This window comes from Micromonospora xinjiangensis (assembly GCF_056150165.1).
This window is the reverse complement of record NZ_JAXCFO010000003.1, coordinates 399,721-425,844: the sequence shown is the minus strand read 5'-3', so window position 1 is coordinate 425,844 and position 26,124 is coordinate 399,721. Positions and strand designations below refer to the sequence as shown.

Here is a 26,124-nt window from a genome sequence, read left to right as displayed (position 1 = left end):
TGAGCCCCGGCGGCATCCGGAAGGGGTGGCGGCGGTGATCCCGTACCTCAACTGGCAGCTCGGGATCGCGGTCGGCGGCGGCGCGGCCGTCGGCCTCGGCCTCTACCTGGTGGTCCGCGAGCTGGTGCCGGCGACGCCCGCGCTCGGGCCGGCGCTGCGCCGGCTGCACCAGCCGGCGGGCACCAGCCCGCTCGGCGCCCCGGCCGGGCGACGCCTGGAGTGGCTCACCGGGCTCTCCCGGTGGCTGCGCCCGCCGCACCGGCAGCTCGCGCTGATCGACCAGACCCCGGAGCAGTACGCCCTGTCGGTGCTGCTCTCCGCGCTCATCGGGCTGGCCATGCCGACCCTGCTCGGGGTGGCCTGCTTCGTGCTGGGCATCTCACTGCCGCTGGCCGTGCCGGTGCTGGGCGGTCTCGGGGCGGCCCTGGTCGCCGCGCTGATCGCCCACCGGTCCGTACTGGCCCGGGCCGCGAAGGCCCGCGACGAGTTCCGCCAGGCGGTCTGCACCTATCTGGACCTGGTGGCGTTGCAGCTCTCCGCGGCACACGGGCCGGTGCAGTCCCTGGAGCGGGCGGCGGCGGTCTGCGACGGCTGGGTCTTCGACCGGATCGCCGAGGCGTTGCGGATCGCCCAGATGCAGATGCACTCGCCCTGGGACGAGCTGCGCGACCTGGCCGACCGTATCGGCATCCCCGAGCTGGGCGACGTCGGCGCCATCATGCGCTCCTCCGGCAGCGAGGGCGCGCAGGTGCACGAGACGCTGCGCAGCCGCGCCGACTCGCTGCGCGACCAGATTCGCACCGACAACCTCGCCCGGGCCGAGGGGGTGACCAGTCGCCTCGACATCCCGGGCGCGCTGCTCGTCTTCGTCCTGCTCGGCTTCGTCGTCTACCCGTTCATCGCCCGCGTGTGACCCCGACCCCCGAAGGAGCGCCTGATGTCCGTCCTCACCTACCTGCACGTCGCGCTGACGACACGCCTGGCCGAACTGCGCCGCGCCGGCGAGCGCGGTGACAGCCCCGTGCCGACCGCGGTGATCATCTTCGGCCTGGTCTTCGTGGCGACGATCGTGACCGGCCTGGCCCTCACCAAGGCCCGGGACTGGATGAACGCGATCCCGAACCACACCAACCCGAAGTAGTCGCATGCGTCGCGCCGCCGCCCGCCGGGTGCGCCGGACGGTCCACACCGTCCGGCGACCCCGCGTGCCCGCCGCCGCCCGGGCCGGCGGCGGCACCGGCCGCCGGGTCGCCGGCCCTCTCGTGGTGCGGCCGGCGGCGTGGCGCCTCGCCCGCGCGGCCGCACGACGCCTGGCGGCCGGCGGCCGCGACCGCGGCGCCAACCCGGTGGAGCTGGCCGTGGTGATGCCGCTGATCCTCGTGCTGCTCTTCGCGTCCGTGCAGGTCGCCGTCTGGTTCGTGGCCCGCTCGACCGCCCTGAACGCGGCGCAGAGCGCGGTCAACGCGCAGCGGGTGCACGAGGCGCCCCCGAACGCCGGCGCGCAGCGGGCCATCCGCTTCCTCCGCGCCTCCGGCGACTGGCTCGTCGGCTGGGAACAGCCCGGGCCGGCCTGCCAGACCAACGCCGCGGACACCGAGGTCACGTGCACGGTGCGCGGCCGTTCCCTGTCGGTGATCCCGCTGGTCAGCTTCCCGGTGGCGCAGAGCGCGCACGGGACGGTGGAACAGTGGACCACGCCGTGAGGCGGGACGCGGGTTCGGTCTCCATCGAGGTCGCGGTGCTCGCCCCCGCCTTCATCGCGTTGATCGTGCTCGCCGGGGTGGCGGGGCGGGCGGCGGTCGCGGCCGAGGCCCTGGACGCCGCGGCGCACGACGCGGCCCGGGCCGCCTCGATCTCCCGGAACGCCGCGACCGCGAGCAGCGCCGCCCGCAACGCCGCCGTCGCGCAGCTGGGCTGGCGGGGGCTGGCCTGCACCGACGCCCCCGCGCTCTCCTTCTCCGGCTCGGTCGGCGGCCGGCCGACCGACTTCGAGGCGGCCTTCCAGAGCCCGCCCGGGCAGGATGCCTCGGTCACCGTGGAGATCACCTGCACCGTGTCCTACCGGGACCTGCACCTGTCCGTCCTGCCCGGGATGCCGGACGGCAACCGGGTCACGGCGAGCTTCACCTCTCCGGTGGACCGGTACCGGAGTCGCGGATGAGCGCCGCTAGGCACCGGGACTCGGGTCGGGTGAGCGTCTTCCTCGCGGTCGCGATGGTCGGGGTGCTCGCGATCATCGGGCTCTCGTACGACGGCGCGGGCCAGCTGCGCACCCGGCAACGCGCCGACAACCTCGCGGCCGAGGCCGCCCGGGCGGGCGGACAGGCGATCGACCGGGCCACCGCGATCGCCGGGGGGCCGAAGCGGATCGACAAGGGGCAGGCCCGTACGACGGTCGCCGACTACCTGACCGCCGCCGAGGCCGCCGGCCACTCGGTGGACTTCCCGGTGGTCGACGGCGAGACGCTGATCCGGGTGCGGGTCACCGTCCGGTACGACCGCACGATGCTCGGCTTCTTCGGCTTCGACGACACCGTCACCGTCACCGGTGAGGCGACCGCCCGCGCCCTCACCGGGGGACCGTAGGGAAGGGAATCGGCAATGGTTCGTTCCGCCGTACGCCGGACCGGACGCGTCCTCACCGGGCTGGGCGCGCTGATCGTGCTCTGTTCCGTGGTGGTCGGCGCTCCGGTGGCGCTGCTCGCCCTCGCCGGTAACCCGCTCCCCGACCACGTGCCCACCCTGGCCGAGGTCGGCACCGCGTTGACCAGCCGCGACGACGGGCGACTCTTCCTGCGGGCGTTGGCGCTCGTGGGGTGGTTCGGCTGGGCCACGTTCACGCTCTCGGTGCTCGTCGAACTCGCCGCGCAGGCACTGCGCCGCCCGGCGCCCCGGCTGCCCGGCATGAGCCGGCAGCAGCGGGCCGCCGCGGCCCTCGTCGGCTCGGTCGCGCTGATCGTCGCCGCCGCACCGGCGGCCAGCGCCGCCGCGGTGAGCACGCAGGCGTACGCCGGCCCGGCCGCGACGGTCACGACGGCCAGCGCACCGCACCAACCGACCCCGCCGGCGGTCGCCGTGCTTGCGGCACCGGGCTCGCCCACCTCCGGGCCGGTCCCGGCGGCGGCTCCGACCGTCCGCGACGCCCCGGCCCGCGACCTGCCCGTCTATCGCGTCGCGAAGGGCGACTACCTCGGCGCGGTCGCCCAGCGCTACCTCGACGACTTCGCCGACTACCGGGAGGTGGCCCGGCTCAACCGGCTCGCCGACCCGGACCGGATCCGTCCCGGCCAGTTGCTGAAGCTCCCGGAGCAGGCCACCGACCGGGGTGTCCGTCCACACGCCACCGGTCGCCTCGTCGCACGCCCGGCACCGGTCCGTCCCGCGCCGGAGCCGGAGCGGGTCGCGCCGGCGCACGGCACCCGCGAGCTGCCCACCGAGAAGGCGGGCGGGGCGTCCGGCGGCGAGGCGCCCGCGATGGCCGTCGGCGCGGCCCGGGCAGGTGCGCCGGACCGGGTGAACCGCCCGCTGGCGGTCTCCGCCGTGCTCGCCGTGGCCAGCATCGTCGGCGCGCAGATCGGCGCCGTGCTCGGCCTGCGGCGCCGCCCGGCCGCCGTCGGCGCGCGGTCCGGGCGGGGTGGTGCGGCGGCGGGCGGCCGGACGCGATCGGCCGGCGCGGGACGGGCGACGTCGTCCGCGGCGGCCCCTCCGCTCCGGGCACTGCCCAGCGGCCAGGCCGGCGCGCACGCGCGGGCGGCCGGGGAGCTTCCGGTCGGGCGACACCGGAGGGACTGACCGCCCTCAGGGCAGCCGGGCCTCCAGCACGCCGTTGCGGATCCGGGTCGGCAGCACCTGCCCGTCGTTGCCGGACGGGCCGTGCACCACCTCGCCGCCGTTGAGCCGGAAGGTACTGCCGTGCCAGGGGCACACCACGCAGTCGTGCCCGTCGACCTGCTGCACCTCGCCCTGGCCCAGCGGGCCGCTCTGGTGCGGGCAGCGCTCCAGCATGACGGTGACGTCGTCGCCGTGCCGGTAGAGGATCACCGACACGTCGTCGATCTCCCGGGTGATCAGCTCCCGCTGCGGCAGGCTCGCCATGTCGCCCAGCTGATGCCAGCCCTGGCTGATCAGGTGCATCTCCGAGATGCTCTGGTTGACCTGCGCCCCCTGCTTGTACGCGAGGTGCCCGCCGATGTAGGCGCCCATGCTGGCGGCGCTGAGGCCCGCCATGCCGAGCGCACGCCCGAGGCGGTGCCGGCCGGAGAAGCGCGCGACCAGCGACCCCGTGTAGCAGGCCAGCGCGACGCTGTTGGCGGCGGCGTGCACGAGGCCGACCCGGCGCTGGTCGGGTGCCAGCGCGGCCCAGTCGTTCAGCCCGGCCACCGCGGCGGGCACGGCGCTCACCGTGCCGACCGCGGTCAGCGTCGTGGCCGCCCGTTGCTGGCCCGGCATCACGTCGAGGATCGCGGCGCTGATCCAGGACCCGACCGGCACCTGCACCATCGCCGGGTGCAGGGGGTGGCCCAGCGGGACGCCGTGCAGCAGGTCCCGGACCCGCTGCGGCCGCAGGACCGTCTGGACGGCCCGCTGCAACCGGTCACCCACCCGGTCCAGCCCGGTGTTCTGCTCGATCTTCGTCAAGAGTGCTCGCACGGGTACCGACTTCCCGGCGCTCGCGGTCGTAAACCGGTCGCGGGGAACATATGTCGCGGTGCGTGACGACACCCTGACCGAGGGGTGAACGGTGCTCGCGTCAGGCCCGCCGCGGCCGCCACCGGTCCGGGTGGATCGCCTCGGCCAGCGGCCGCTTCTGCCGCCAGCCGTGCCGGGCGAGGTCGGGCACGGCCTCCAGGCGGGTCACGGGCCCGACGCAGAGCCAGGCCACCGGGCGGATGCCGGCCGGGATGCCGAGCAGGTCGGCCACCCACGGCTCCCGGTAGAAGGAGACCCAGCCGACGCCGAGCCCCTCGGCGGTGGCCGCCAGCCAGAGGTTCTGGATGGCGAGGCAGACCGAGTAGAGCCCGGTGTCGGCGATCGCGTGCCGGCCGAGCACGGCGGGCCCGCCCCGGGCCGGGTCGTAGGTGACGACGATCGACAGGCTGGACTCGCGTACGCCATCGATCTTGATGCGCGCGAACCGCTCGGCCGCCTCCCCCGTCAGGGTGGCGGCGAAGGTGTCCCGCTCGGCGGTGACGTGGGCGTGGAAGCGGTGCCGGGTCTCCGGGTCCCGGACCACGATGAAGTCCCAGGGCTGGGAGTATCCGACGCTCGGCGCGGCGTGTGCCGCGGCGAGGATCCGGTGCAGCGTGTCGTCGGGCACCGGCGCCCCGGTGAACTGGGCGCGCACGTCCCGGCGGCGGTGGATGACGTCGTACAGGTCGGTGTTCAGGGCAGGCTCCCGCTGCGCTCGGCCCACGACGGCGCGTGGGCACCGTGGCGAGGCCGGTCTTCGGACTCCCGGATCGACGCCTGGCCGTCCGCCTTCCCGGCCGTTCGGCCAGTGGCTGCGCGTGCGCGTGGACGGTGGCTCCCCGGTCACCGCGGCGGGCCCGTGCCGGATTTCCACCGGCTTCCCGATTCTCCCCGCTCGCGCGGGGCACCTCGCGTGATCGTGCCGCCGGCATGGTAGCCCCTGGCGTGCCGGCGGCGTCGAGGGCATGCTGTGCCGATGGGCGTACGGATCGAGCGGGCGGGGCCGGTGACCACGGTGATCCTGGACCGGCCGGCCGCGCGCAACGCCGTGGACGGGCCGACCGCCCGGGCACTCGCCGACGCGTTCCGGGCCTTCGACGCCGACCCGGAGGCCTCGGTCGCCGTGCTCTGGGGCGCCGGCGGCACGTTCTGCGCCGGCGCCGACCTGAAGGCGATCGGCACGCCGAGCGGCAACCGGGTCGAGCCGGACGGCGACGGCCCCATGGGCCCGACCCGGATGACCCTGGCCAAGCCGGTGATCGCGGCGATCTCCGGCTACGCGGTCGCGGGCGGCCTGGAGCTGGCGCTCTGGTGTGACCTGCGGGTCGCCGAGTCCGATGCCGTGCTCGGTGTCTTCTGCCGTCGGTGGGGTGTGCCGTTGATCGACGGGGGCACCGTCCGGCTGCCCCGGCTGATCGGGGAGAGCCGGGCCATGGACCTGATCCTCACCGGCCGGCCGGTGCCGGCGCGGGAGGCGTACGCCATGGGTCTGGTCAACCGGCTGGTCGAGCCGGGCACGGCGCGGGCGGTGGCCGAGGGGCTGGCGGCGGAGCTGGCGCGCCACCCGCAGACCTGCCTGCGCAACGACCGGGCGGCGGTGCTCGCCGGCGCCGGGCTGCCCGAGGCGGCGGCCATGGCGACCGAGCTGGCGTACGGGACGGAGTCGCTGGCCGTGGACGCGGCGGCCGGCGCGGCACGGTTCGCGGCCGGGGCGGGCCGGCACGGCGCCCCGGCCACCTGACCCGGCCGCGGCCCGCCGCGACGGCGGACGCCGCCGGGAGGGTGGGTCCTCCCGACGGCGTCCGGGTGCGGAGGGTCAGTTGCGGATGATGGTGAAGGTCGAGGTCGTGTTCCTGATGTCGACGTCGTTGTCGGTCAGGCGGAGGTTGTTGAAGGTCGCCGACCCGACGGCCGGGCCCTGACCCGGCTCGGGCATCTCGTTCACCCAGATGGCGAAGCCGGACTTGTGGTCGAAGGCGTCACCGCTGCGCCGCGCCCCGGAGATCGAGACGTTGGTGAAGACGGTGTCGGTGACCGGGTTCTCCGGCTGGCTGCCGTTGTACTTGGTCTGGAACATGATCCCGGAGTACGTCGGGTCCACGATGTCCACGTCCGAGACGCGGATGCCGCGGAACTCCTTCGACGCCGAGAAGACCCAGATCGCCGGGAAGGTCTGCGCGCCCCAGAAGTGGCCGCCGGACCGGATCAGCGAGATGTTCTCGAACCGGGTCGGCGGGCTGGCGCCGAACCCGATGAACGGGTAGCCGAAGTCCAGCGAGCTGATCGTGATGCCGGAGTACGTCAACTGGTCCGCGATGTAGAGGTTGCGGAACACGTTGTCGTAGCCGCCGTACACGGCGATGCCCGCCGCCCGCCAGGTCAGCGTGGCGGTCAGGTTCTCGAACACGTTGCCGTGGTTGCCGGTCGACGCGCCCTGGTCGGTCGCGGAGAAGAGCGCGAACGCGTCGTCACCGTTGGAGCGCCCCTCCGAGTTGGCGACCCGGTTGTCGGTGCTGCCGTTGGTCATGTTGACCGCGTCGGCGAAGGTGTTGCGGAACCGGCTGTTCGTGATGGTGAGGCCGCTGACGCTGACGCCCCAGTACGCGCAGACGGTGTGCTCGACCCAGACGTTGTCCAGGGTCATGTTGTCGACGTCCTTCAGCTCACCCCAGACCTTCCCCGGCCCGTCGATCCGGTTGGTGTAGTTGCCGAAGAAGGCGAGGTGCTCGAAGGAGGAGCCGCTGGCCGAGGGCTCGACGCGGAAGCCCGCGTCGGTGTTCTGCTGGGAGGCCGGCGTCTGGAAGCGGGTGTACCACATGCCCGCGCCGACCACCTTGACCGCCTTGCCGTAGACCTGGAACTTCTGGGAGGTCTCGTACGTGCCGGCCGGCAGGTACACGCCGATCAGGTTGCCCGTGGTGTCCATCCGGACGGCGTCCAGGGCGTTCTGCACGTCGGCGTGGCTGAACCCGTTCGGCACCCGGTAGCGGGCCGGGTCCGGGTTGGCCCGCGGCGCCACCTGCTCCAGGTTGATGAAGTCGATGGCGTACGTGGTGCTGTTGGCCGGGTCCTTCTGGAGCCGGATCCGGCTGCCCGCCGGGATCGTGGAGTCCAGCAGGACGTTCGCCTCGTCGTAGATGTGCCGGGGCGGGCCCGCGCTCGGCGAGTCGCTCGGGGCGGCCTCCGCGCCGTACAGCCAGATGTGCTTGGAGGTGAGGCTGATCGGCTTGTGCAGGACGCCGTTGACGTAGATGTTCAGCGTCGAGTTGATGCCCCCGCCGCCCGGCGCGTCCGGGATGGAGAAGCGGGTCACGAGGGCGTTGGCCGGGGCCTTGGTGGTCCACTCGACGTACGCGCCGTTGGTGTTGAGGGTGACCGCCCGCCGGCCGGACGCCTCACCGGCCAGGTCGCCGATGGTCCGGTTGGGCCCGACGACCTGCGCCCCGCCGCCGACCGAGCCCTCCTCGGCCTCGTACATGTCGTAGGGCAGGTTCGCCCCACGGCCGACGAAGAGGGGCCGCTCGCTGGTGTTGTTCTGCCGCTTGACCGGCAGCTCGTTGGCGTCGTCGGCGAGCACCACCCGGACGGTGTACCGGCCGTTGGCCGCCGTCCAGCTGCCGAGGTTGACCGGCCCGGCGGTCGCCCCGGCGGCGATGGTGCCGGTGTACGAGCCGGTGAGCGTGCGCACCACGGCACCGGTGTCGTTGACGACGGTCAGCGTGATCCCGTGCGCGCCGCCCGCCGAGGCCACCGTGCCCTGGTTGCGGAGGGTCACCGCGAAGGTGACGGTGGCGCCCGCGCTCGGCGTGCCCGGCGACCAGGTCACCGCCGAGGCCACCAGGTCGGAGCTGGCCACCGGGCTGACGGTCAGCGCCGTCGGGCTGGTGTAGGTGTTGTTGCCCTCGTTCTGCTCGATCACCGTGTTCGCCTCGTCGACCTTGGCGACCAGCTCGTAGCTGCCGGCGTCGCGCGGGCCGATGTTCGCCGACACGGTGGTGGAGGCGCCGGCGGCCAGCGCGCCGACGTTCGCCGTGCCCACCTTCGTCGTACCCAGGTAGAGGCCGACGGCGGTGGCCGCGGAGCCGGCGGTGCCGGCGTTGCGGACCGTGGCGGAGAGGGTGATCGCGTCGGTCTCCACCGGCGACGCGGGCGACGCGGTGAGGCCGGTGACGGTGAGGTCCGGGTTCGGGGCCGGTACCCCGATCACCTGGAGTTCGGCGACCTGCCCGTTGGACGAGCCGGAGTTCGCCGTGAACTGGAGCCGGACGTCGGCGGCGGTCGCCGAGACCGGGATGGTCACCGTGTTGCCGCTCGCGGGGCTGAACGAGTAGGTCGCCGACCCGACCAGCGTGGTGAACCCGGAGGCGGACTGCTCCCGGCCGAGCACCTGGAACGTCTGCGTACGCGGCCCCCAGACCGGGTCGGGGTTGAGCTTCACCACCAGCGAGCTGATGGTCGCGTTCGCGCCCAGCGCCACGGTCAGCGTGCTCGGGTACGCCCCGGGCGCGCCCTCCCAGTAGGTGGTGACGTCGTCGTCGTTGGCGTTGACCGCGTTGAAGATGTGGACCACCGACGAGGCGGTGATCGGCTTGTCGACGGCCAGGTTCGTGCCGCCCGGCGTGCTGCCGGTACGGGTCACCGTGTTGCTGTTCGCCGACACGTTGCCCGCCGCGTCCCGCGCCCGGACGAAGTAGGAGACGGTCGCCGAGGCCGGCTGGGTGTCGGTGTAGGTGAGGGTGGACCCGTTCACGCTGCCGCGCAGCGCGCCGTTGGCGTAGACGTCGTAGCCGGTGACGCCCACGTTGTCGGTCGACGCCGTCCACGTCAACCGGATCTGCCCGGTCGTCGGTTGGGTGTAGGCGAGGTTGCCGGGCGCGGTCGGCGCCGCGGTGTCACCGGTGTTGCCGGCGCGGGTCACCGAGTTGCTGTTGCCCGACACGTTGCCCGCGGCGTCCCGTGCCCGGACGAAGTAGGTCACCGTCGCGCCGGCCGGCTGGGTGTCGGTGTAGGTGAGCGTCGAGCCGCCGACGCTGGTGCGGAGCACGCCGTTGGCGTAGACGTCGTAGCCGGTGACCCCCACGTTGTCGCTCGACGCCGCCCAGGTCAACCGGACCTGGTCGGGCGCCGGCTCGGTGAAGGCGAGGTTGCCGGGCGCCGAGGGCGCCTGGGTGTCACCGGTGGCGGGGCCGTAGACCTCCAGCTCGGAGAGCTGCCCGGCCGGCCAGCCGGTGTTCGCGGTGAAGAGCAGCCGGAGGTACCGGGTGGCGGTGCTGGGCACCGTGACGGTGACCGAGTTGCCGGAGCCGGGGTTGAAGGCGTACGACGCCGAGGCGACCAGCGTGCTGAAGCTCGACCCGTTGGTGCTGCCCTGCACGGTGAGCGTCTGGTTGCGCGCACCCCACCCGCCGGGGAGCTTGAGCACCAGCCGATTCACGGTGACGGTGGCCGCCAGGTCGACCTGGATCCACTGCGGGAAGGCGTTGTTGGGGCTCTCCCAGTAGGTGGCCGCGTTGCCGTCGTTGGCGTTGGCGGCGCCGTAGACGTCGGCGTGGCCGCTCTCCGCCATCGCCTTGCCGAGCGCCAGGTTGGCCGACGAGGTGGCCGCGCCGTACACCTCCAGCTCGGCGAGCTGGGCGGCCGGCCAGCCGGTGTTCGCGGTGACGGCGACGCGGACGAACCGGGTGCTGGTGGCCGGGAAGTTGATGGTCACGGCGTTGCCGGAGGCCGGGCTGAACGACCGGCCGGCGGAGGACACGATCGTGGTGAAGCCGCTGCCGTCGGCGCTGCCCTGCACGGAGAGCGTCTGGGTGCGCGCCTCCCAGCTGCCGGGGAGCTTCAGGACCACCTGGTCGATCGACTGGCTGGAGCCGAGGTCGACCTGGGCCCACTGTGGGAGGGCGCCGCTGCTCTCCCAGTAGCTGCCCTGGTTGCCGTCGGTGAGGTTGGCGGCGGCGTACGGGCCGTTGACGCTGCTGGCCGAGGCGCTCCGGCCGGCGGCGAGGTTCGGGCCGCCGGCCGCGGCGGCCGGCGGCGCCGGGGCCGCGGTGACGGCCAGGCCGATCGCGGCGAGCACCGCGATCAGTCGGGTACGGAATCTGGACATGGTTGCGGACACCTTCTTCCCGGGGGACGTGGAGAGGCGTGTGCGGTGGTGCGGTGTGGTGCGGGGGGTGTTGCGGGTGCGCCGGTGGGGCCCATGTCGGCGGTAGGGCCCCACCGGCGCACGTCAGGTGGCGTAGACCTCGAACTCGGCGAGCTGGCCCGCCGGCCAGCCCGTGTTGCCGGTGAAGGTCAGCCGTACGAACCGGCGGTCGCCGGCCGGGAGGGGGATCGAGACGGTGTTGCCGGTGGCGGGGTTGAACGTGTAGCCGGCCGAGGCCTTCAGCGTGCCGAAGGAGGAACCATCGGTGGAGCCGAGCACGGTCAGCGTCTGCGTACGCGTCTGCCAGGCGGCCGCCGGCGGCAGCTTGAGGACGAGCCGGGCCACCGGACGGGCGCTGCCCAGGTCGACGGTCAGCGACTGGGGGAAGGCGTTGTTGGCGCTCTCCCAGTAGGTGTTCGCGGTGCCGTCGACGGTGTTGCCGGCCACGTACACGTCCGCGTGGCTGGTCGCTGTGACCGGCCGCCCGGCCGCCAGGTTCCCGCTCGGCGGCGGGGTGGTGGGCGGCGGGTCGGTCGGGGGCGGGGTGCCGCCGTCGCCGTACACCTCGAATTCGGCGAGCTGGCCCGCCGGCCACCCGGTGTTGGCCGTGAAGGCCAGCCGGACGAACCGGCGGTCACCGGCCGGCACGGCGATCGACACGCTGTTGCCGGCGGCCGGGTCGAACGTGCGGCCGGCCGAGCCGGCGAGCGTGCTCCACGACGACCCGTCGGTCGACCCGAGCACCGACAGCGTCTGCGTACGCCGTTCCCAGCCGGCCGGCAGCTTCAGCACCACCCGGCCGACGGCCCGCGCCGCGCCCAGGTCGACGGTGAGCGACTGGGGGAAGCTGTTGTTGGCGCTCTCCCAGTAGCTGCCGGCGTTGCCGTCCACGGCGTTGGCCGCCACGTAGCTCTGGGTGGTGCTGGTCGCGGTGACCGGGCGGCCCAGGGCCAGGTTTCCGCCGGTGGGCGGCGGGTCGGTGGGCGGCGGGTCGGTCGGCGGTGGGTCGGTGGGGCCGCCGCCCCACTGCGGCTCCGGCCACGGGCCGCAGTACGGCGTGGGCGTGTACCAGCCGGAGTTGCCGGGCCCCTGGGTGATCTGGAAACCGCTGCCGACGCAGTTGTGGATCGGGTTGGCCTGCGCGATGCCCGTGGCGCGGACGTTGGTGAACGAGACCTGGCTGGGTGCCTGCACCTGGAGGGCGTAGGTGCCGGCGCCCTCGATACGGACGTTGGTGAAGCTGATCCCGCTGGTGGCGCCCTCGATCCAGTGCAGCGCCGCGTAGGAGCTGTCGAGGATGTCGGTGTCGGTGACGGTGATCGCCGCGTTCTGGATCGGCTCGTTGAGGGCGGAGAACCAGATCGCGCCGACCCCGAACCGCCAGTTGTAGTCGGAGTTGCCGTTGCGGATCAGCGTGTTCCGGGCCACGGTGATCGTCCCGGAGACGGCGGTGGCCCCGTTCACGCCCGGATAGCGGTTGGCGACGTGGATGCCACCACCGTTGGTGACCGAGTCGGCGGTCACGTTGTCGGTGATCCTGATGTCCCGCCCGCCGTACGTGACCAGGTGGTTGGCGAGGATCGTCACGCCGATGGTGTTGAACGTGAACGAGTTGCCGACGTTCGGCACGTTCTGCGCCCACATGGCCAGCGCGTCGTCACCGGTGTTCCGGACGAACGTGTTGGTCACCGTGGAGTTGGTGACCCCCCAGTGGAAGTTCACGCCGTCGGCCGTCTGGTCCAGGATCCGGCTGTTGCGGATCGTGAAGTTGTTCATCGGGCCGTCCATCCAGGCCCCGACCTTGGTGTGCTGCATCCAGACGTTGTCCACCACCGAGTCGGACATGGCGCCGCCGATGGCGTTGACCTGGTGCTCGTCCACCCGCTCGCGGATGTCGCCGATGATGGCGAAGTCCCGCAGGGTCACGTTGCGGCTCGGGCCGCCCGCCTCGTGCGGGCGGATCTCGCCGCTGTAGCCGCCGCCCGGGACGTACTTGCCGTAGATGCCGGCGGCGCGTTTGCGGTCGGTGGGGTGCCGGCCGCCCAGCACCGAGTACCAGGGCCCGGCGCCACGCAGGGTCACCCCGTCCACGACCACGTGGTCCCAGAGGGTGAAGGTGCCGGACGGGATCCACACGGCCCGTCCCTGCGCCCGGCCCGCGTCCACCGCAGCCTGGAACTTCGCGGTCGAGTCGGTCGCCCCGGTCGGGTCGGCACCGAAGTCGGCGACCACGTCCAGCACACCGGCGGGCTTGTTGATCGGCGGGCCGACCAGCTCGAAGTCGGCCAGGTCGATGGTGAAGCTGGGCGACTGCGCGGTCGAGGAGACCTGGAGGCGGATCTTCGTGCCGGCCGGGTAGGTGGTCCCGAACATCGTCCGGGTCTCGTCGTAGAAGTGGTGCGGGTTGGTGTCGCCCGGGTTGTTGTTGAACGGGTAGCCGCCGTAGTACCAGCCGTACCGCGAGGTGACCGGGACGGCCTTGACCAGGGTGCCGTTGGCCCGCAGGTCGATGCTCGCATCCCGGCCGGTGCCGGCGGCGTTGTCGGGGATGCTGTAGCGGAAGGTGACCGCGTTGGCCGGCGCGGTCAGGGTGAACTCGACGTACTCGCCGACCGCGTCCAGGGTCACCGCCTCGCGGCCGGACGCCTCGGACGGCAGCGTGCCGTAGTGCCGGTCGGGTCCGATCTTCGTGCCGGTGTGCGCGACCTCCTCCGCCTCGTGCTCGACGAAGGGGACCGTGGCACCCCGACCCGGGATGTCGAACGGGGACAGGCCGGCCGCCCGGGCGGGCGTGGCGGTGCTGGTCACGGCGATGACGGTGAGCGAGGTCGCGGTGAGGGCGACGCCGGCGAGGGCGGCCAGCCCCGCGCGGGTCCGGGCTCTTCGGGGTGGGGTGGTGGCGTGGTCGGGCATGAGCGGAGCTCTCCCTCTCGTCGGTGGTCCGGATCCCCCCGTACGTTGCGGTTCCCCCGTGCTCTGTGCTCCCCCCGGCGTTCGTGCTGGGCGGGTACCTCCGTCTCGGTCTCGGGGCCGGCGGGGCCGGCGGCGGGTGCGGGACCCGGGCGTCGCCGCCGGGTCGGGTGCGGTGCCGGCGGCGGGACGGCCGCCGGCACCGCGTGGTCAGGCCCGGTCGGGGGCGGTCGGGGTCTCCTCGGCGGTACGCAGCCAGACGGCGGTGTCCGGCGGCAGCAGGTCGTCCTCGAGTGGGCCGCTGGCGAGCAGCCGCTCGGTGTGCGGCGGTAGCGGCACCGGGGTGCCGGAGAGGTTGACCAGGCAGACGAAGCTCGGCGAGCGGCGGTAGGCGAGCACGTCGTCCGGGGCCGGCAGCCAGCTCATCTCGCCGTCACCGAGCGCGGGTTCGGCCCGGCGCACGGCGATGGCCGACCGGTACAGCTCCAGCATCGAGCGCTCGTCACCCGCCTGCGCCTCGGCCGTACGGTCCTTCCAGTCGGCCGGCTGCGGCAGCCAGGGCGCTCCGCTCGCGTTCTCCGGGCTGAAACCGAACGGCGGTGTCTCGCCGGACCAGGGCAGCGGCACGCGGCAGCCGTCCCGGCCGGGGTCGACACCGCCGGACCGGAAGTGCATCGGGTCCTGGCGCAGCTCCCGAGGGATGTCCTCGACCTCCCACAGGCCCAGCTCCTCACCCTGGTAGACGTAGGCGGCACCGGGCAGGGAGAGGGAGAGCAGCGCCGCCGCCCGGGCCCGGCGGGTGCCGAGTTCCAGGTCGCTCGGGACCCCCTCACGCTTGGCCGCGAAGCTGAACGTGGTGTCCTCCCGGCCGTACCGGGTGACGTGCCGGGTGACGTCGTGGTTGGAGAGCACCCAGGTCGCCGGGGCGTCGACCGGGGCGTGCGCGGCCAGCGTGGTGTCGATGCAGGTGCGCAGCGCCGCCGCGTCCCAGGCGCAGCCGAGGAAGTCGAAGTTGAACGCCGCGTGCAGCTCGTCCGGGCGCAGGTAGTTGGCGAACCGCTGGTGGTCGGGGAGCCAGACCTCGCCGATCAGGGCCCGGCCACCCGGGTACTGGTCGGCGACGCGCCGCCAGCTCCGGTAGATCTCGTGCACCGCGTCCAGGTCGATGAAGGGGCTCGGACCGTCCGGCGGCGCCTCCGGCAGCGCCGGGTCCTTCGCGAGCATCGCCGCCGAGTCGATGCGGATGCCGTCCACGCCCCGGTCGAGCCAGAACCGCAGGATGTCCTCGAATTCGGCCCGCACCCGCGGGTGGTCCCAGTTGAAGTCCGGCTGCTCGGGCGCGAAGAGGTGCAGGTACCAGTCGCCCGGCGTGCCGTCGGGGTTGGTGGTGCGCGTCCAGGTGTCGCCGCCGAACGGGGAGACCCAGTCGGTGGGCTTCCGCGAGCCGTCCGGCCCGCGCCCGGGGTGGAACCAGAACAGCTCCCGCTCCGGGGCGTCCGGGCTGGCCAGCGCGGCCTGGAACCACGGGTGGGCGTCCGAACAGTGGTTCGGCACCACGTCGATGATCACCCGGAGGCCCAGCCGGTGCGCCTCGGCGATCAGGGCCTCGGCCTCCGCGAGCGTGCCGAAGACGGGGTCGATGTCCCGGTAGTCGGAGACGTCGTAGCCGGCGTCGGCCATCGGCGACGGGTACCAGGGGCTGAACCAGATGGCGTCGACGCCGAGGTCGGCGAGGTATGCCAGGCGCTGCCGGATACCCGCGAGGTCACCGATCCCGTCGCCGTTGGCGTCGGCGAAGCTGCGCGGGTAGATCTGGTAGATCAGCGCGCTGCGCCACCACCGCGGGTCGTCTGCTGTGGACACGGACACCTGCTTTCTGCGTCGGTACGTCGGCGGGTTCGCCGGACCTGAGGGTGGATCGGGCGAACGGTCGTTGTTCGCCGCGGGGTGCGCGGGTGGTGTGCCGGTGCGGTCGGCCCCGCCGGCCCCGCGAGTGCGTCGCGCGGCCGGGCCGTCGTCGGGCTATCCCTTGAGGCTGCCTGTGGTCAGGCCGGACATGATGTTCCGTTGGAAGATCAGGAAGATGATGACGGTCGGGATCGCGGCGATGACCGACGCGGCGACCACCACGTTCATGGGCGTCCCGCCCGAGAAGGCGTAGATGCCGACGCTGACCGTCCGCGTCTCCGGGTGCGGCATGACCAGCTTCGGCCAGAGGAAGTCCTTCCAGACCGCGGTCACCGCGAAGATCGAGACCACGCCGAGGATGGGGCGCGACATCGGCAGGATGATCGACCAGAGCGTCCGCAGCGGTGTGGCCCCGTCGACGAGGGCCGCGGCCATCAGGTCCTCCGGGATGGAGTCGAAGAACCGCTTCAGCAGGAAGATGTTGAACGCGTTCGCGACGAGGGGGAGCCAGATCGCGAACGGCGAGTCGAGCAGGTTGACGTGCAGGATCGGCAGGTCGATCACCGTCACGTACTGCGGGACGATGAGGACCATCGTCGGGATCATGAGCGTCGCCAGCATCAGACCGAGGATCACGTTGCCGAGGACGGGGCGCAGCTTCGACAGGGAGTACGCCGCGGCGGTGTCGAGGACCAGTTGGAACAGCACCGCGCCGGCCGCGTAGTAGAAGGTGTTGAAGAGCAGCTTGGCGAGGTCCAGGTTGTTCCACGCGTCGATGTAGTTCTGCGGCTGGGGATCCTTCGGAAACAGCGTCGGTGGGGTCTGCGCGATCTCCTGGCCGGACTTGAGCGCGCCGGTGACCATCCAGTAGAGCGGCCCGAGGAAGACGAGCGTGAACACCACGACGACGACGGTCAGCAGCGTCCAGTAGACGAGCCTGCCGCGCCCCCGCCGGAGCTGGGCGTGGGAGATGAGGGTCCGGGTCCCGCTGTCCTGTGCCATTTCTCGTCCGTCCTAGTCCTGCTTCGCCGTCAACCGCGCGTAGACGGCGGAGAAGCCGGCGAGCACCACGAGCATGATCACGCCGAGTGCCGCGGCGCCGTTGAGGTCGTTCTGGAAGAACCCGTGCTGGTAGATGAGGTACGCGACCGAGGTCGCCGAGTCCTCGGCACCCGCGCCGTTGGCGAGGATCAGTGGTTCGATGAAGAGCTGCATCGTGGCGACGATCTGCATCATCGCCAGGAGCAGGAGGATGAGCCGGGTCTGCGGGATGGTCACGTTGACGATCCGCCGCCAGATCCCGGCCCCGTCGAGCTCGGCCGCCTCGTAGAGCTCGCCGGGGATGTTCTGCAACGCCGCCAGGTAGATCAGTACCGCGCTGCCCATGTTCATCCAGGTCGACGCGAGCACCATGGCCGGCATCGTCATCTCGGGGGACTGCATCCACTGCGAGGTCGGTAGGTGCAGCGCCTTGAGGATCGCGTTGAACAGTCCCGCGTCGCTGGGGTCGTACGCGTAGAACTTGAACAGGAAGAGCGCCGAGGCCGGCGGGAGCATCACCGGCAGGTAGACGAGGATCCGCAGATAGCCCTTGGCGTGGCGGAACTCGTTGAGCACGACCGCCACGAAGAACGGCACCGCGTAGCCGACGACGAGAGCCAGCACCGTGAAGTAGAGGGTGTTCTTCCAGGCGGTCCAGAAGCTCGGGTCGTCGAGGATCCGGATGTAGTTGTCCCAGCCCACCCAGGTCGTCTCGCCGCGCCGGGTGCGCTGGAAGCTCATCACGATGCCGCGGAGCATCGGGTACCAGGAGAAGACGGCGAAGCAGAGCAGGGCGCCGATCAGGAACGCGTGCCCGGTGAGATTGTCCCGTACCTTCCGGCCGAGGCCCGTACGCCGGGGCGCCGCGGGGGACGTGGGGCGCGGTGCTTCTCGGACGCTCCCCGGGGCGGTGGTGATCGCCAAGGCAACTCCTGGTGGGTGGGTGACCGGACGGCGGGGCGGAGGGGGTGGGGGCCGGCGGGCCGGCCCCCACCCGAGCGGGTCAGCTCTCCGCGGCGAGGATCTGGTTGACCTTCTCCTCGGCGGTCTTGAGCAGCGCGTCGATGTTGGCGTTCGGGTTCGTCAGCACACCGGACATCGCCGCGTCGAGCACCGCGTAGATCGCCTGGGCGTTCCGCGGCTCGCCCTTGATCGGGACCGGGTTCGCCTCGAAGAGCGCGAAGTTCGCCGTGTCGACGTTCGCGTTCGCCTTGCGCAGCTCCAGCTCCTGCTTCTGCGCGTCGCTGCCGTTGGCGAAGAGCAGCGGCTGCGGCAGGCCGACCGGGTAGTTCTGCGGCTTGGCCCGCACGTAGTCGAACTGCCCCTTGCCCGGCGTCAGCTTCTGGTAGGCGATCCACTTGAGACCGGCCTTGACCTGCTCCGGAGTGAGGCCCTTCTTGAAGAAGTAGCCCTCACCGCCGCCGAGGGTCCCCTTGGCCGGGCCGTCCTGGCCGGGCAGCGGGCCCATCGCCCAGTCCTGGAACTTGCCCTGGAACTGGCTGACGATCGCCTGGGTGGTGTCGGGCGCCCCGATGAACATGCCGACCTTGCCGGCTGCCGCGTTGGTGAGCAGGTCACCCCACTGGAGCAGCTGGCGACTGCCCATGCTGTTGTCGCCGTACCGCATGTCCTTGAGGTTCTGGAGGACCTGCTTACCCATCGCGTTGTTGAAGTCGGCCTTCTTGCCGTCCGGCGTCAGCACCTGGCCGCCCTGCGAGTAGAGCAGCGAGGTGAAGTGCCAGCCGCCCGTGTTGCCGGCGCTGTACTCGGCGTAGCCGGCGATGCCGTTGCCGAGCGCGGCGATCTTCTTTGCGGCCTCCCGGACCTCGGGCCACGTCTTCGGGGGGTTGTTGACGTCGAGCCCCGCCTGCTGGAACAGGACCTTGTTGTAGACGAGGCCCATCGAGTAGTTCTTCACCGGGACGGCGTAGAGCTTGCCCCCGTCGCTGAAGACCTCCTTGAGCGCCGGGTCGACGCTGTCCCAGGTCGGGATCGTGTCCTTGTTGGCGTACTCGGTGATGTCCATCGCCTGACCGGAGTCCAGCACCTGCTGGAGGTCGGTCATGTATCCGTAGAACACGTCGGTCACCGTGCCGCCGGCCAGGCGGGCGGTGAAGTCCGGCGGGTTGTTGCACTGCTCGCCGACGCTCACGCTCTTGATGATGATGTCCGGGTTCTGCCGCTGGAACTCGGCGACATCGGCGTTCCAGTTCTGCAACAGCTCCTTCTGGGAGCCGACCGGCTGACAGTCGACCGTGATGGTGACCTTGCCGCCTGCGTTCGATTCGTCGTCGTCGCTCTTCGTGGAGCATGCCGTGAGGCTGAGCCCGAGGCCGGCCACGAGCGCTAGCGCCGCAGCCTTCCGGTACTGCGGTACGGACATCTGTCCATCCCTTCGGGAACGGGAGTCTCCATGACCTTCGTCGACCTGCGGTGATCGGTCACCGCGGCGATGCCCTGCTGAGGTGTGTTCCGCCTACGACCTGACCCGCGGTAGCCGGACCAGGGCCAGGTGTGAGTGGAGTCACTGTAACGAGGGGTACACATTTCAGCAAGGTGTCGATCCAGTTTTGAAAAGACACGACTTGGTGACGAGAGATCTCGACAGGATCTTGAAAGACGATCGGAATGCGGGCTTCCGTCCCGTTTTAACCCTCCAAGCGAGCCGCGTCGGCGCGACCAGGGATCCCACCTGGAGGACGCAACAACGAAACGGCCGCCGACCGCGGTGAGCGGTCGACGGCCGGAAGCGTCGGTGAGCGTCCCGGGTCGTGGCCCGGGGCCGGGCGGGTGGTGGGTGGGGGCAGCGCGTCGGCGGCGACGGAAGGCGGTGGACGGGCCGGGTCAGCGGCCCGGCACGGGCGCGGTGGAGCCGCGGACCACCAGCTCGGGCTCGAACAGCAGCTCGTCGTGGAGCACGCCCGCGCCCTCGATCTGGGTGACCAACAGGTCCACCGCCGCCTGCCCCATCGTCTCGATCGGCTGACGCACGGTCGTGAGCGGCGGGTCGGTGCAGGTCATGAACGCCGAGTCGTCGTAGCCCACGACCGACACGTCGCCCGGCACCGAGAGGCCGAGCCGGCGTACGGCCCGGATCGCGCCCAGCGCGAGCACGTCGCTCGCGCAGATCACCCCGGTCACGCCCCGGTCCACCAGCTTGCTGGCGGCGACCCGGGCGCCCTCCATGGAGAAGCTGGAACGCTCGACCCACTCGGCCGGGTCGATCCAGCCGGCGATCCGTGCCACCGCGGCGAGCTTGCGCCGGGACGGGACATGCCCCTCGGGCCCCAACACCATCCCGATCCGCTCGTGCCCGAGCGAACGCAGGTGCCCGTACGCCTGCTCGACCGCGACCGCGTCGTCGGTGGAGACGCGGGGGAAGCCCAGCTCGTCGACGCCCGCGTTCACCAGCACCACCGGCAGCCCGCGATCGGTCAACCGCCGGTAGTGGTCGTGCGGCGCGTCGGTCAGCGCGTACGACCCACCGGCGAAGATCACGCCCGAGACCTGGTGGTCGAGCAGCATCTCGACGTAGTCCGCCTCGGAGACGCCCCCGATCGTGCGGGCGCAGAGGGCGGGCGTGAACCCCCGTTGCGCCAGCGAGCCGGTCACCACCTCGGCGAGCGCCGGGAAGATCGGGTTCTGCAGCTCGGGGAGGACCAGGCCGACCAGCCGGGCGCGTTCGCCCCGCAGCTTGGTCGGCCGCTCGTAGCCGAGCACGTCGAGTGCGGTGAGGACGGCGGTGCGGGTCGACTCGGAGACACCACCGCGTCCGTTGAGCACCCGGCTCACGGTGGCCTCGCTGACGCCCGCCTTCCGCGCTACCTCGGTCAGCCGTTTCGTCACGGCCGCAATCCTATGTCAGGCCGTTGCAAGAATTGAACAGCCGGATGCCGTCAAGCGTCAGGAGGCGACAGTCACCGGAGGTTGCGCAGCGCGTCCTCGATGGCACGGTGGAACGTCGGGTACGCGTAGATCATGTGCCGGAGCTGGCTGACCGGCACCGCCGCGTGGATCGCGACCACGAGACCGGAGAGCACCTCGCCGCCGGCCGGCCCCGCGGAGGTCGCCCCGATCAGCACACCCTGGTCAGCGTCCGCGACCACCTTGATGAAGCCCTCGTCGCCGACCCGGTGGATCCAGCCGCGCGTCGAGTTGCCCAGCTTGCTGAAGCCCACCTGCACGTTGATGCCCCGGGCCCGCGCCTGCTGCTCGGTCAGGCCGACCGCGCCGATCTCGGGATCGGTGAAGGTGACCCGGGGCAGCGCCCGGTAGTCGGCGCGGGGCACCGTGCCGGCCGACCCGCTGGACCCACTGGCGCCGAGCGCGCTAGCCGCGCCCATCGCACCCCCGACCACGCTCGCCGTGCCGCTGGGATCGGCGCCGGCGCGGGCGTGCCGGGCACGGTCGAGCAGGTCCGCGATCACGATCGCCGCCTGGTACATCGCGATGTGGGTGAACGCGCCCTCGCCGGTCACGTCGCCAACCGCCCAGATGCCGTCGGTGACCTGCATCCGGTCGTCGACGGGCAGGAAGCGCCGCCCGGCGTCCACGCCCACGGTGTCCAACCCCAGCTCCTCCAGGTGAGCGCGACGGCCGGTGACGACCAGCAGCCGCTCTGCCGTGAACTCGGCCCCACCCGTGGCGCGCAGCGTGAACCGCTCGCCGTCGTGCTCCACCCGCTCGGCCCGTACGCCGGTGTGGATCTGGACGCCGTCCGCGCGCAGCGCGGACTCGGCCACCTCGGACGCCTCCGGCTCCTCCACGGCGAGCACCCGGTCCAGCGCCTCGATCACGGTGACCCGGACCCCGAACCGGGCGAAGACCTGGGACAGCTCCAGCCCGATGGCCCCGCCGCCGAGGACCAGCAGCGAGCCCGGAAGCTCCTCGACCTCGATGGCCTGGTGGTTCGTCCAGTAGGGCGTGTCGGCCAGCCCGTCGATCGGGGGGATCGCGGGACGCGTCCCGGTGCCGACCACGACGCCGTACCGGGCCTGGAACACCTGGTCGCCGACCCGCACCCGGCCCGGCCCGGCCAGCCGGCCACTGCCCCGGACGAACCGGCCGCCCCGACCGACGAACCGCTCGACCGCCGCCCGGTCGTCCCAGGTGTCGGTCGCCTCCTCGCGGATCCGCTTCGCCACCGGCGCCCAGTCCGGCCGCACGTCGGCGCTGCCCGCCAGCCCGTCGACACGACGCGCCTCGGCGAGCGCGTTCGCCGCCCGGATCATCATCTTGCTCGGGATGCAGCCCCAGTACGGGCACTCCCCGCCGACCAGGTCGCGCTCGATGCCGACGACGTTCAGGCCGGCCTCGGCGAGCCGCCCGGCCACCTCCTCGCCGCCGACGCCCAGCCCGACCACGACCACGTCCACCTGCTCCGGCTCCCCCACCCGGACAGCATCCCCCAGCCGGTCGCCCCGGTCCACCGGGCTGCGACAAAGTCACGCCCGGGCCCCGGTCACCGCACGGGGCGGCGTCCAGGGCCTACCGTGACCCGATGCACGACGCACGCTTCGCCGCCGTCCACGACTGCTTCCGGGACCTCCTCGCGCGGGGGCGGGAGACCGGCGCCGGCCTCGCCGTCTGGTACGACGGCGCACCCGTCGTCGACGTCGTGGGTGGCGAGCGGTCGCCGGGCCGGCCGTGGACGCCGGACACGCTGGTGAACGTCTACTCGGTGGGCAAGCCCGTCGTGGCGCTCTGCCTGCTGCTGCTCGTCGACCGCGGCCGGCTCGACCTGGACGACCCGGTCGCCGACCACTGGCCCGGGTTCCGCGCCCCGGCCACCGTCCGGCAGGTGCTCGCCCACACGGCCGGGCTGCCGGCGTTCCCGGTGCCCCGCCCGGCGAGCGCGATCGCCGACTGGGACCTGCTCTGCGCGGACCTGGCCGCCGCCGAGCCGGAATGGACGCCGGGCACCCTCGCCGGCGAGCACGCCTGGACGTACGGGCACCTGGTGGGCGAACTGGTCCGGCGGCTGGACGGCCGGCCGGTGGGCCGGTTCCTGGCCGAGGAGATCGCCGGTCCGTGGCGGCTCGACCTGGGCTTCGGTCTCGACGCGCCGGACCAGCGGCGCTGCGCGGACCTGTCCTACGGCGATCCGGCCTGGCCGGTCCGCACGGCGGGTGAGCCCGGGTCGCTGCGCCACCGCGCGGTCACCAACCCGGCGGGTGGGCTCGACCTCGCGGTGCTCAACAGCCCGCTCTGGCGCGGCGCCGAGGTGCCGGCGGTGAATCTGCACGCCACCGCGGCCGGCCTGGCCCGGCTCTACGCCGGGCTGCTCGCCGGCGGCACGCTGGACGGCGTTCGCCTGTTCAACCCGGACCTGATCGCCGAGGCGACGCGGGTCCAGCACGACGGCGAGGACCTGCTGCTCGCCCGCCGCACCCGGTGGACGTTGGGGATGCAGTGGGAGGAGGACGGGAGCTGGGGCATGGGTGGCCTCGGCGGCAGCTCCGCCTGGGCCGACCCGGAGCGCGGCTACACCTTCGCGTACGCCACGTCCCACCTCGCCGACCACGACCGGGTCGACGACCTGGTCGAGGTGCTGCACGACTGCCTCTGAGCGGCCCGCCCGCTCGCGGCGCGGCGACCGCCCGGTGCGCCGCTCAGGGCGCGACGGCCCGGTCCGCCGCTCAGGGTGCGGTGGGCCGGGCCAGCGAAGGCGCGGTCGGCGCGGCGCGGGGCACCGGCGGCCCGGGCACGACCACCGGCGTGCCGGTCGGGGTGAGCAGGGACCGGGCCGCCACGGCGAGGCGTCGCCGCCGTGGCACCACCGCCCGGCGGGCGAAGACGTCGAAGTCCTGCGCGGCGACCTCGTCGAGGATGCCCCCGTAGAGGGCGTACGCCGTGCGCATGCAGGCCTGCGAGGCCGGGGCGAGCAGGGTGATGCCCGGCGCCGCGGCGGCGTAGTGCGCCTGCGCCCGGGTCACCTCGTACGCGACGAGGGCCCGGATGGGCGGTGTGGCCCGGCCGGCCGCGCGGGCCTCGACCAGGTCGTGGCGGGTGACCCCGAAGCGGTTCAGGTCCTCGTCGGGGAGGTAGGTCCGCCCCCGGTCCAGGTCCTCGGCCACGTCGCGGACGAAGTTGGTGAGCTGGAAGGCCAGGCCGAGCTGCCGGGCCGGCTCCCGGGCCGCGACCGGGTCGGAGCTCTCCAGGATCGGCAGCATCATCGTGCCGATGACCGCGGCCGAGCCCTCCATGTAGTCGAGCAGGTGCTGGTAGCTGGGGTACGAGCTGACGGTCAGGTCCATCGCCATGCTCTTGAGGAACGCCGCGAAGTCCTCGCGGTCGAGGTCGAAGACGGCGATGGTGTGCAGCACGGCGGGCAGCAGCGGGTCGTCGACCTTCTCACCGTGCAGGCCGGCGAGGAAGCGGCCGGCCCAGTCGTCGAGCCGGGCGGCGCGTTCGGCGGCGGGGAGGGCGTCCGTGCGGTCGACGATCTCGTCCGCGTACCGGGTGAAGCCGTAGAGGGCGTGCACGTGTCGCCGTTTCCACGCGGGAAGCAGCCGAGTGGCGAGATAGTAGGTGCGGCCGTGGCGTCTGTGCAGCTCACGACATCGGTCGTAGGCAGCGGCGAGATCCGTGTCCACCGGCCCTCCTCCGTTTATCGACGCAGCAATCGACGCAACTCGTAACTCTAGGGTACCCTCGGCCGCAGGGCCAACCGCAGCGGTTCCGATCCCGCAGGGGCGTCGGCACGGGCCGTGGCCGGGCCGGACGGCAGGCATGATGGACGCTCGCGCACGAGGAGGTGGTGCGGTGCGGACGGTGAAGGGGCGCACCGATCGGGTGGTCGTCGTCGGCGCCGGCCTCGGCGGCCTGGCCTGCGCGCTGCACCTGGCCGGCAGCGGGCGGCAGGTGACCGTCCTGGAGCGCGATCCGGCGCCCGGCGGCCGGGCGGGTCGTCTCGGCGTCGACGGCTACGAGTTCGACACCGGCCCGACCGTGCTCACCATGCCGGAGCTGATCGCCGAGGCGCTCGCCGCGGTCGGCGAGGAGCTGGACGACTGGCTCGACCTGACCCCGCTCGACCCGGCCTACCGGGCCTACTACCCCGACGGCTCCACGCTCGACGTGATCACCGACACCACCCGGATGGCGGCCGAGGTCGCCCGCGTCTGCGGCCCCCGCGAGGCCGACGGCTACCTGCGTTTCGTCGACTACGCCCGCCGGCTCTGGCAGCTCGAACGCGCCGACTTCATCGAGCGCAACCTGGACGCGCCGACCGACCTGCTCACCGGCAACCTGCTGCGGCTGCTGGCCGGCGGCGCCTTCCGCCGGCTCCACACCAAGATCGGGCAGTTCTTCCGCGACCCGCGCACCCAGCGGATCTTCTCCTTCCAGGCCATGTACGCCGGGCTCGCCCCGCACGACGCCCTGGCCATCTACACGGTCATCGCGTACCTCGACTCGGTCGCCGGGGTGTGGTTCCCGCGCGGCGGCGTGCACAGCGTCGCCCGGGCGATGGCCGGCGCGGCCGAGAAACACGGCGTGCAGATCCGCTACGACACCACGGTGAGCCGGGTGGAGGCCGTGAACGGCCGGGCCACCGGGGTGCTGACCGCCGACGGGGAGCGCGTCCCCGCCGACGTGGTGGTGCTCAACCCCGACCTGCCGGTCGCCTACCGCGACCTCCTGCCCACCACCCCCCGGCGCCGGCTGACCTACTCGCCGTCCTGCGTCGTGCTGCACATCGGTTCGAAACAGGAATATCGGAAGATCGCCCACCACAACGTCCACTTCGGGCGGTCATGGAAGGGCACCTTCGACGAGGTCATCCGACGGGGCGAGCTGATGTCCGACCCGTCCCTGCTGGTCACCAACCCGAGCCGGACCGACCCGTCGGTGGCGCCCCCCGGCCGGCACACGTACTACGTGCTCGCGCCGGCACCCAACCTCGACCGCGCTCCCCTCGACTGGCGGGGCGGCCTCGCCGACCGGTACGCCGACCAGCTCGTCGCCACCCTGGAGGAGCGCGGCTACGTCGGGTTCGGCGCGGGCGTGGAGGTGCGGCGCACTGTCACTCCCGTCGACTGGGCCGCGCAGGGCATGGCCTCCGGCACCCCGTTCGCGGCCGCCCACACCTTCCTCCAGACCGGGCCGTTCCGCCCGACCAACCTGCACCGGACGCTCTCCAACGTGGTCTTCGTCGGCTCCGGCACCCAGCCCGGAGTCGGGGTGCCGATGGTGCTGATCTCCGGCAAGCTCGCCGCCGGCCGTGTCACGGGAGGCATCGCATGAGCGACCGCAGGGAGCGAATCGTCGGCCACAGCGTGGTGGAGCCTCATGACGGCGCCGACCGCAGGGAGGTGCCGGCATGAGCGACCGCAGGGAGCGAATCGTCGGCCACAGCGCGGTGGAGCCTCATGACGGCGCCGACCGCAGGGAGGTGCCGGCATGAGCGACCGCAGGGAGCGAATCGTCGAGGA

Annotated in this window: 20 protein-coding genes and 1 riboswitch; of the genes, 9 read left to right on the top strand and 11 right to left on the bottom strand. The window is 72.7% G+C overall.

What is annotated here, in order from left to right:
* Window positions 1–37 precede the first annotated feature (37 nt).
* From SM573_RS13865 to SM573_RS13840, 6 genes are read left to right on the top strand one after another with little or no spacing between them, the layout of a single operon-like run.
* Entirely contained in the window at window positions 38–913 is an 876-nt protein-coding gene (locus tag SM573_RS13865; protein ID WP_474612892.1) for a type II secretion system F family protein, read from the top strand.
* Window positions 914–937: 24 nt separating this feature from the next.
* Window positions 938–1,141, top strand: coding sequence for a hypothetical protein (locus SM573_RS13860; protein ID WP_474616227.1), 204 nt, complete (start codon window positions 938–940; stop codon window positions 1,139–1,141).
* A 4-nt stretch (window positions 1,142–1,145) separates the two neighbouring features.
* Window positions 1,146–1,703: a TadE/TadG family type IV pilus assembly protein gene (locus SM573_RS13855; protein WP_474616226.1), complete on the top strand. Its 558-nt coding sequence runs from the start codon at window positions 1,146–1,148 to the stop codon at window positions 1,701–1,703.
* Window positions 1,688–2,161, top strand: coding sequence for a TadE/TadG family type IV pilus assembly protein (locus SM573_RS13850; protein WP_474612568.1), 474 nt, complete (start codon window positions 1,688–1,690; stop codon window positions 2,159–2,161). The genes SM573_RS13855 and SM573_RS13850 overlap by 16 nt, the downstream gene beginning before the upstream one ends.
* Window positions 2,158–2,586 carry a pilus assembly protein TadG-related protein gene (locus tag SM573_RS13845; RefSeq protein ID WP_474616225.1) on the top strand — a complete coding sequence of 143 codons (429 nt, stop codon included), beginning with the start codon at window positions 2,158–2,160 and terminating at the stop codon, window positions 2,584–2,586. Before SM573_RS13850 ends, SM573_RS13845 begins: the two co-directional genes overlap by 4 nt.
* Window positions 2,587–2,601: 15 nt before the next feature.
* On the top strand, window positions 2,602–3,792 hold the full coding sequence (locus tag SM573_RS13840; protein ID WP_474616224.1) for a LysM peptidoglycan-binding domain-containing protein: 1,191 nt from the start codon (window positions 2,602–2,604) through the stop codon (window positions 3,790–3,792).
* 6 nt (window positions 3,793–3,798) lie between these two features.
* Here the strand turns inward: SM573_RS13840 and SM573_RS13835 are convergent, their stop codons facing one another.
* Window positions 3,799–4,650, bottom strand: a complete 852-nt coding sequence (locus SM573_RS13835) for a Rieske (2Fe-2S) protein (RefSeq protein WP_474616223.1) — start codon at window positions 4,648–4,650, stop codon at window positions 3,799–3,801.
* A gap of 100 nt (window positions 4,651–4,750) precedes the next feature.
* Entirely contained in the window at window positions 4,751–5,386 is a 636-nt protein-coding gene (gene bluB / locus SM573_RS13830) for a 5,6-dimethylbenzimidazole synthase (RefSeq protein WP_474616361.1), read from the bottom strand.
* Window positions 5,387–5,434: 48 nt separating this feature from the next.
* A riboswitch (cobalamin riboswitch) is annotated at window positions 5,435–5,601 on the bottom strand.
* 64 nt (window positions 5,602–5,665) lie between these two features.
* Here bluB and SM573_RS13825 point away from each other — a divergent pair.
* On the top strand, window positions 5,666–6,430 hold the full coding sequence (locus tag SM573_RS13825) for a crotonase/enoyl-CoA hydratase family protein (protein WP_474616222.1): 765 nt from the start codon (window positions 5,666–5,668) through the stop codon (window positions 6,428–6,430).
* Window positions 6,431–6,505: 75 nt separating this feature from the next.
* Here the strand turns inward: SM573_RS13825 and SM573_RS13820 are convergent, their stop codons facing one another.
* The 8 genes from SM573_RS13820 to SM573_RS13785 all read right to left on the bottom strand — a co-directional run bounded on the left by SM573_RS13820 (window position 6,506) and on the right by SM573_RS13785 (window position 22,083).
* Window positions 6,506–10,792: a galactose-binding domain-containing protein gene (locus tag SM573_RS13820; protein ID WP_474616221.1), complete on the bottom strand. Its 4,287-nt coding sequence runs from the start codon at window positions 10,790–10,792 to the stop codon at window positions 6,506–6,508.
* 123 nt (window positions 10,793–10,915) lie between these two features.
* Complete coding sequence (locus SM573_RS13815) at window positions 10,916–13,744, bottom strand: discoidin domain-containing protein (RefSeq protein WP_474616220.1); 2,829 nt, start codon at window positions 13,742–13,744, stop codon at window positions 10,916–10,918.
* Window positions 13,745–13,951: 207 nt separating this feature from the next.
* A complete protein-coding gene (locus SM573_RS13810; protein ID WP_474612561.1) occupies window positions 13,952–15,604 on the bottom strand; it encodes a glycoside hydrolase family 13 protein in 1,653 nt (550 codons plus the stop codon).
* Window positions 15,605–15,763: 159 nt separating this feature from the next.
* Window positions 15,764–16,651, bottom strand: coding sequence for a carbohydrate ABC transporter permease (locus SM573_RS13805; protein WP_474612560.1), 888 nt, complete (start codon window positions 16,649–16,651; stop codon window positions 15,764–15,766).
* Window positions 16,652–16,663: 12 nt separating this feature from the next.
* Window positions 16,664–17,614 (bottom strand): carbohydrate ABC transporter permease, encoded by a 951-nt coding sequence (locus tag SM573_RS13800; protein ID WP_474612559.1) that lies wholly within the window; start codon window positions 17,612–17,614, stop codon window positions 16,664–16,666.
* A 79-nt stretch (window positions 17,615–17,693) separates the two neighbouring features.
* On the bottom strand, window positions 17,694–19,073 hold the full coding sequence (locus tag SM573_RS13795; RefSeq protein ID WP_474616219.1) for an ABC transporter substrate-binding protein: 1,380 nt from the start codon (window positions 19,071–19,073) through the stop codon (window positions 17,694–17,696).
* 461 nt (window positions 19,074–19,534) lie between these two features.
* Complete coding sequence (locus SM573_RS13790; protein WP_474612557.1) at window positions 19,535–20,536, bottom strand: LacI family DNA-binding transcriptional regulator; 1,002 nt, start codon at window positions 20,534–20,536, stop codon at window positions 19,535–19,537.
* A gap of 71 nt (window positions 20,537–20,607) precedes the next feature.
* Window positions 20,608–22,083, bottom strand: a complete 1,476-nt coding sequence (locus tag SM573_RS13785; protein WP_474616218.1) for a dihydrolipoyl dehydrogenase family protein — start codon at window positions 22,081–22,083, stop codon at window positions 20,608–20,610.
* Window positions 22,084–22,190: 107 nt separating this feature from the next.
* Between SM573_RS13785 and SM573_RS13780 the strand changes: the two genes are divergently transcribed.
* Complete coding sequence (locus SM573_RS13780) at window positions 22,191–23,258, top strand: serine hydrolase domain-containing protein (RefSeq protein WP_474616217.1); 1,068 nt, start codon at window positions 22,191–22,193, stop codon at window positions 23,256–23,258.
* Window positions 23,259–23,328: 70 nt separating this feature from the next.
* Here SM573_RS13780 and SM573_RS13775 read toward each other — a convergent pair whose 3' ends face one another.
* A complete protein-coding gene (locus tag SM573_RS13775) occupies window positions 23,329–24,285 on the bottom strand; it encodes a phytoene/squalene synthase family protein (protein WP_474616216.1) in 957 nt (318 codons plus the stop codon).
* Between the two features lie 169 nt (window positions 24,286–24,454).
* Here SM573_RS13775 and crtI point away from each other — a divergent pair, with 169 nt between their 5' ends.
* Window positions 24,455–25,936 carry a phytoene desaturase family protein gene (crtI, locus tag SM573_RS13770; RefSeq protein ID WP_474616215.1) on the top strand — a complete coding sequence of 494 codons (1,482 nt, stop codon included), beginning with the start codon at window positions 24,455–24,457 and terminating at the stop codon, window positions 25,934–25,936.
* Window positions 25,937–26,124 lie beyond the last annotated feature (188 nt).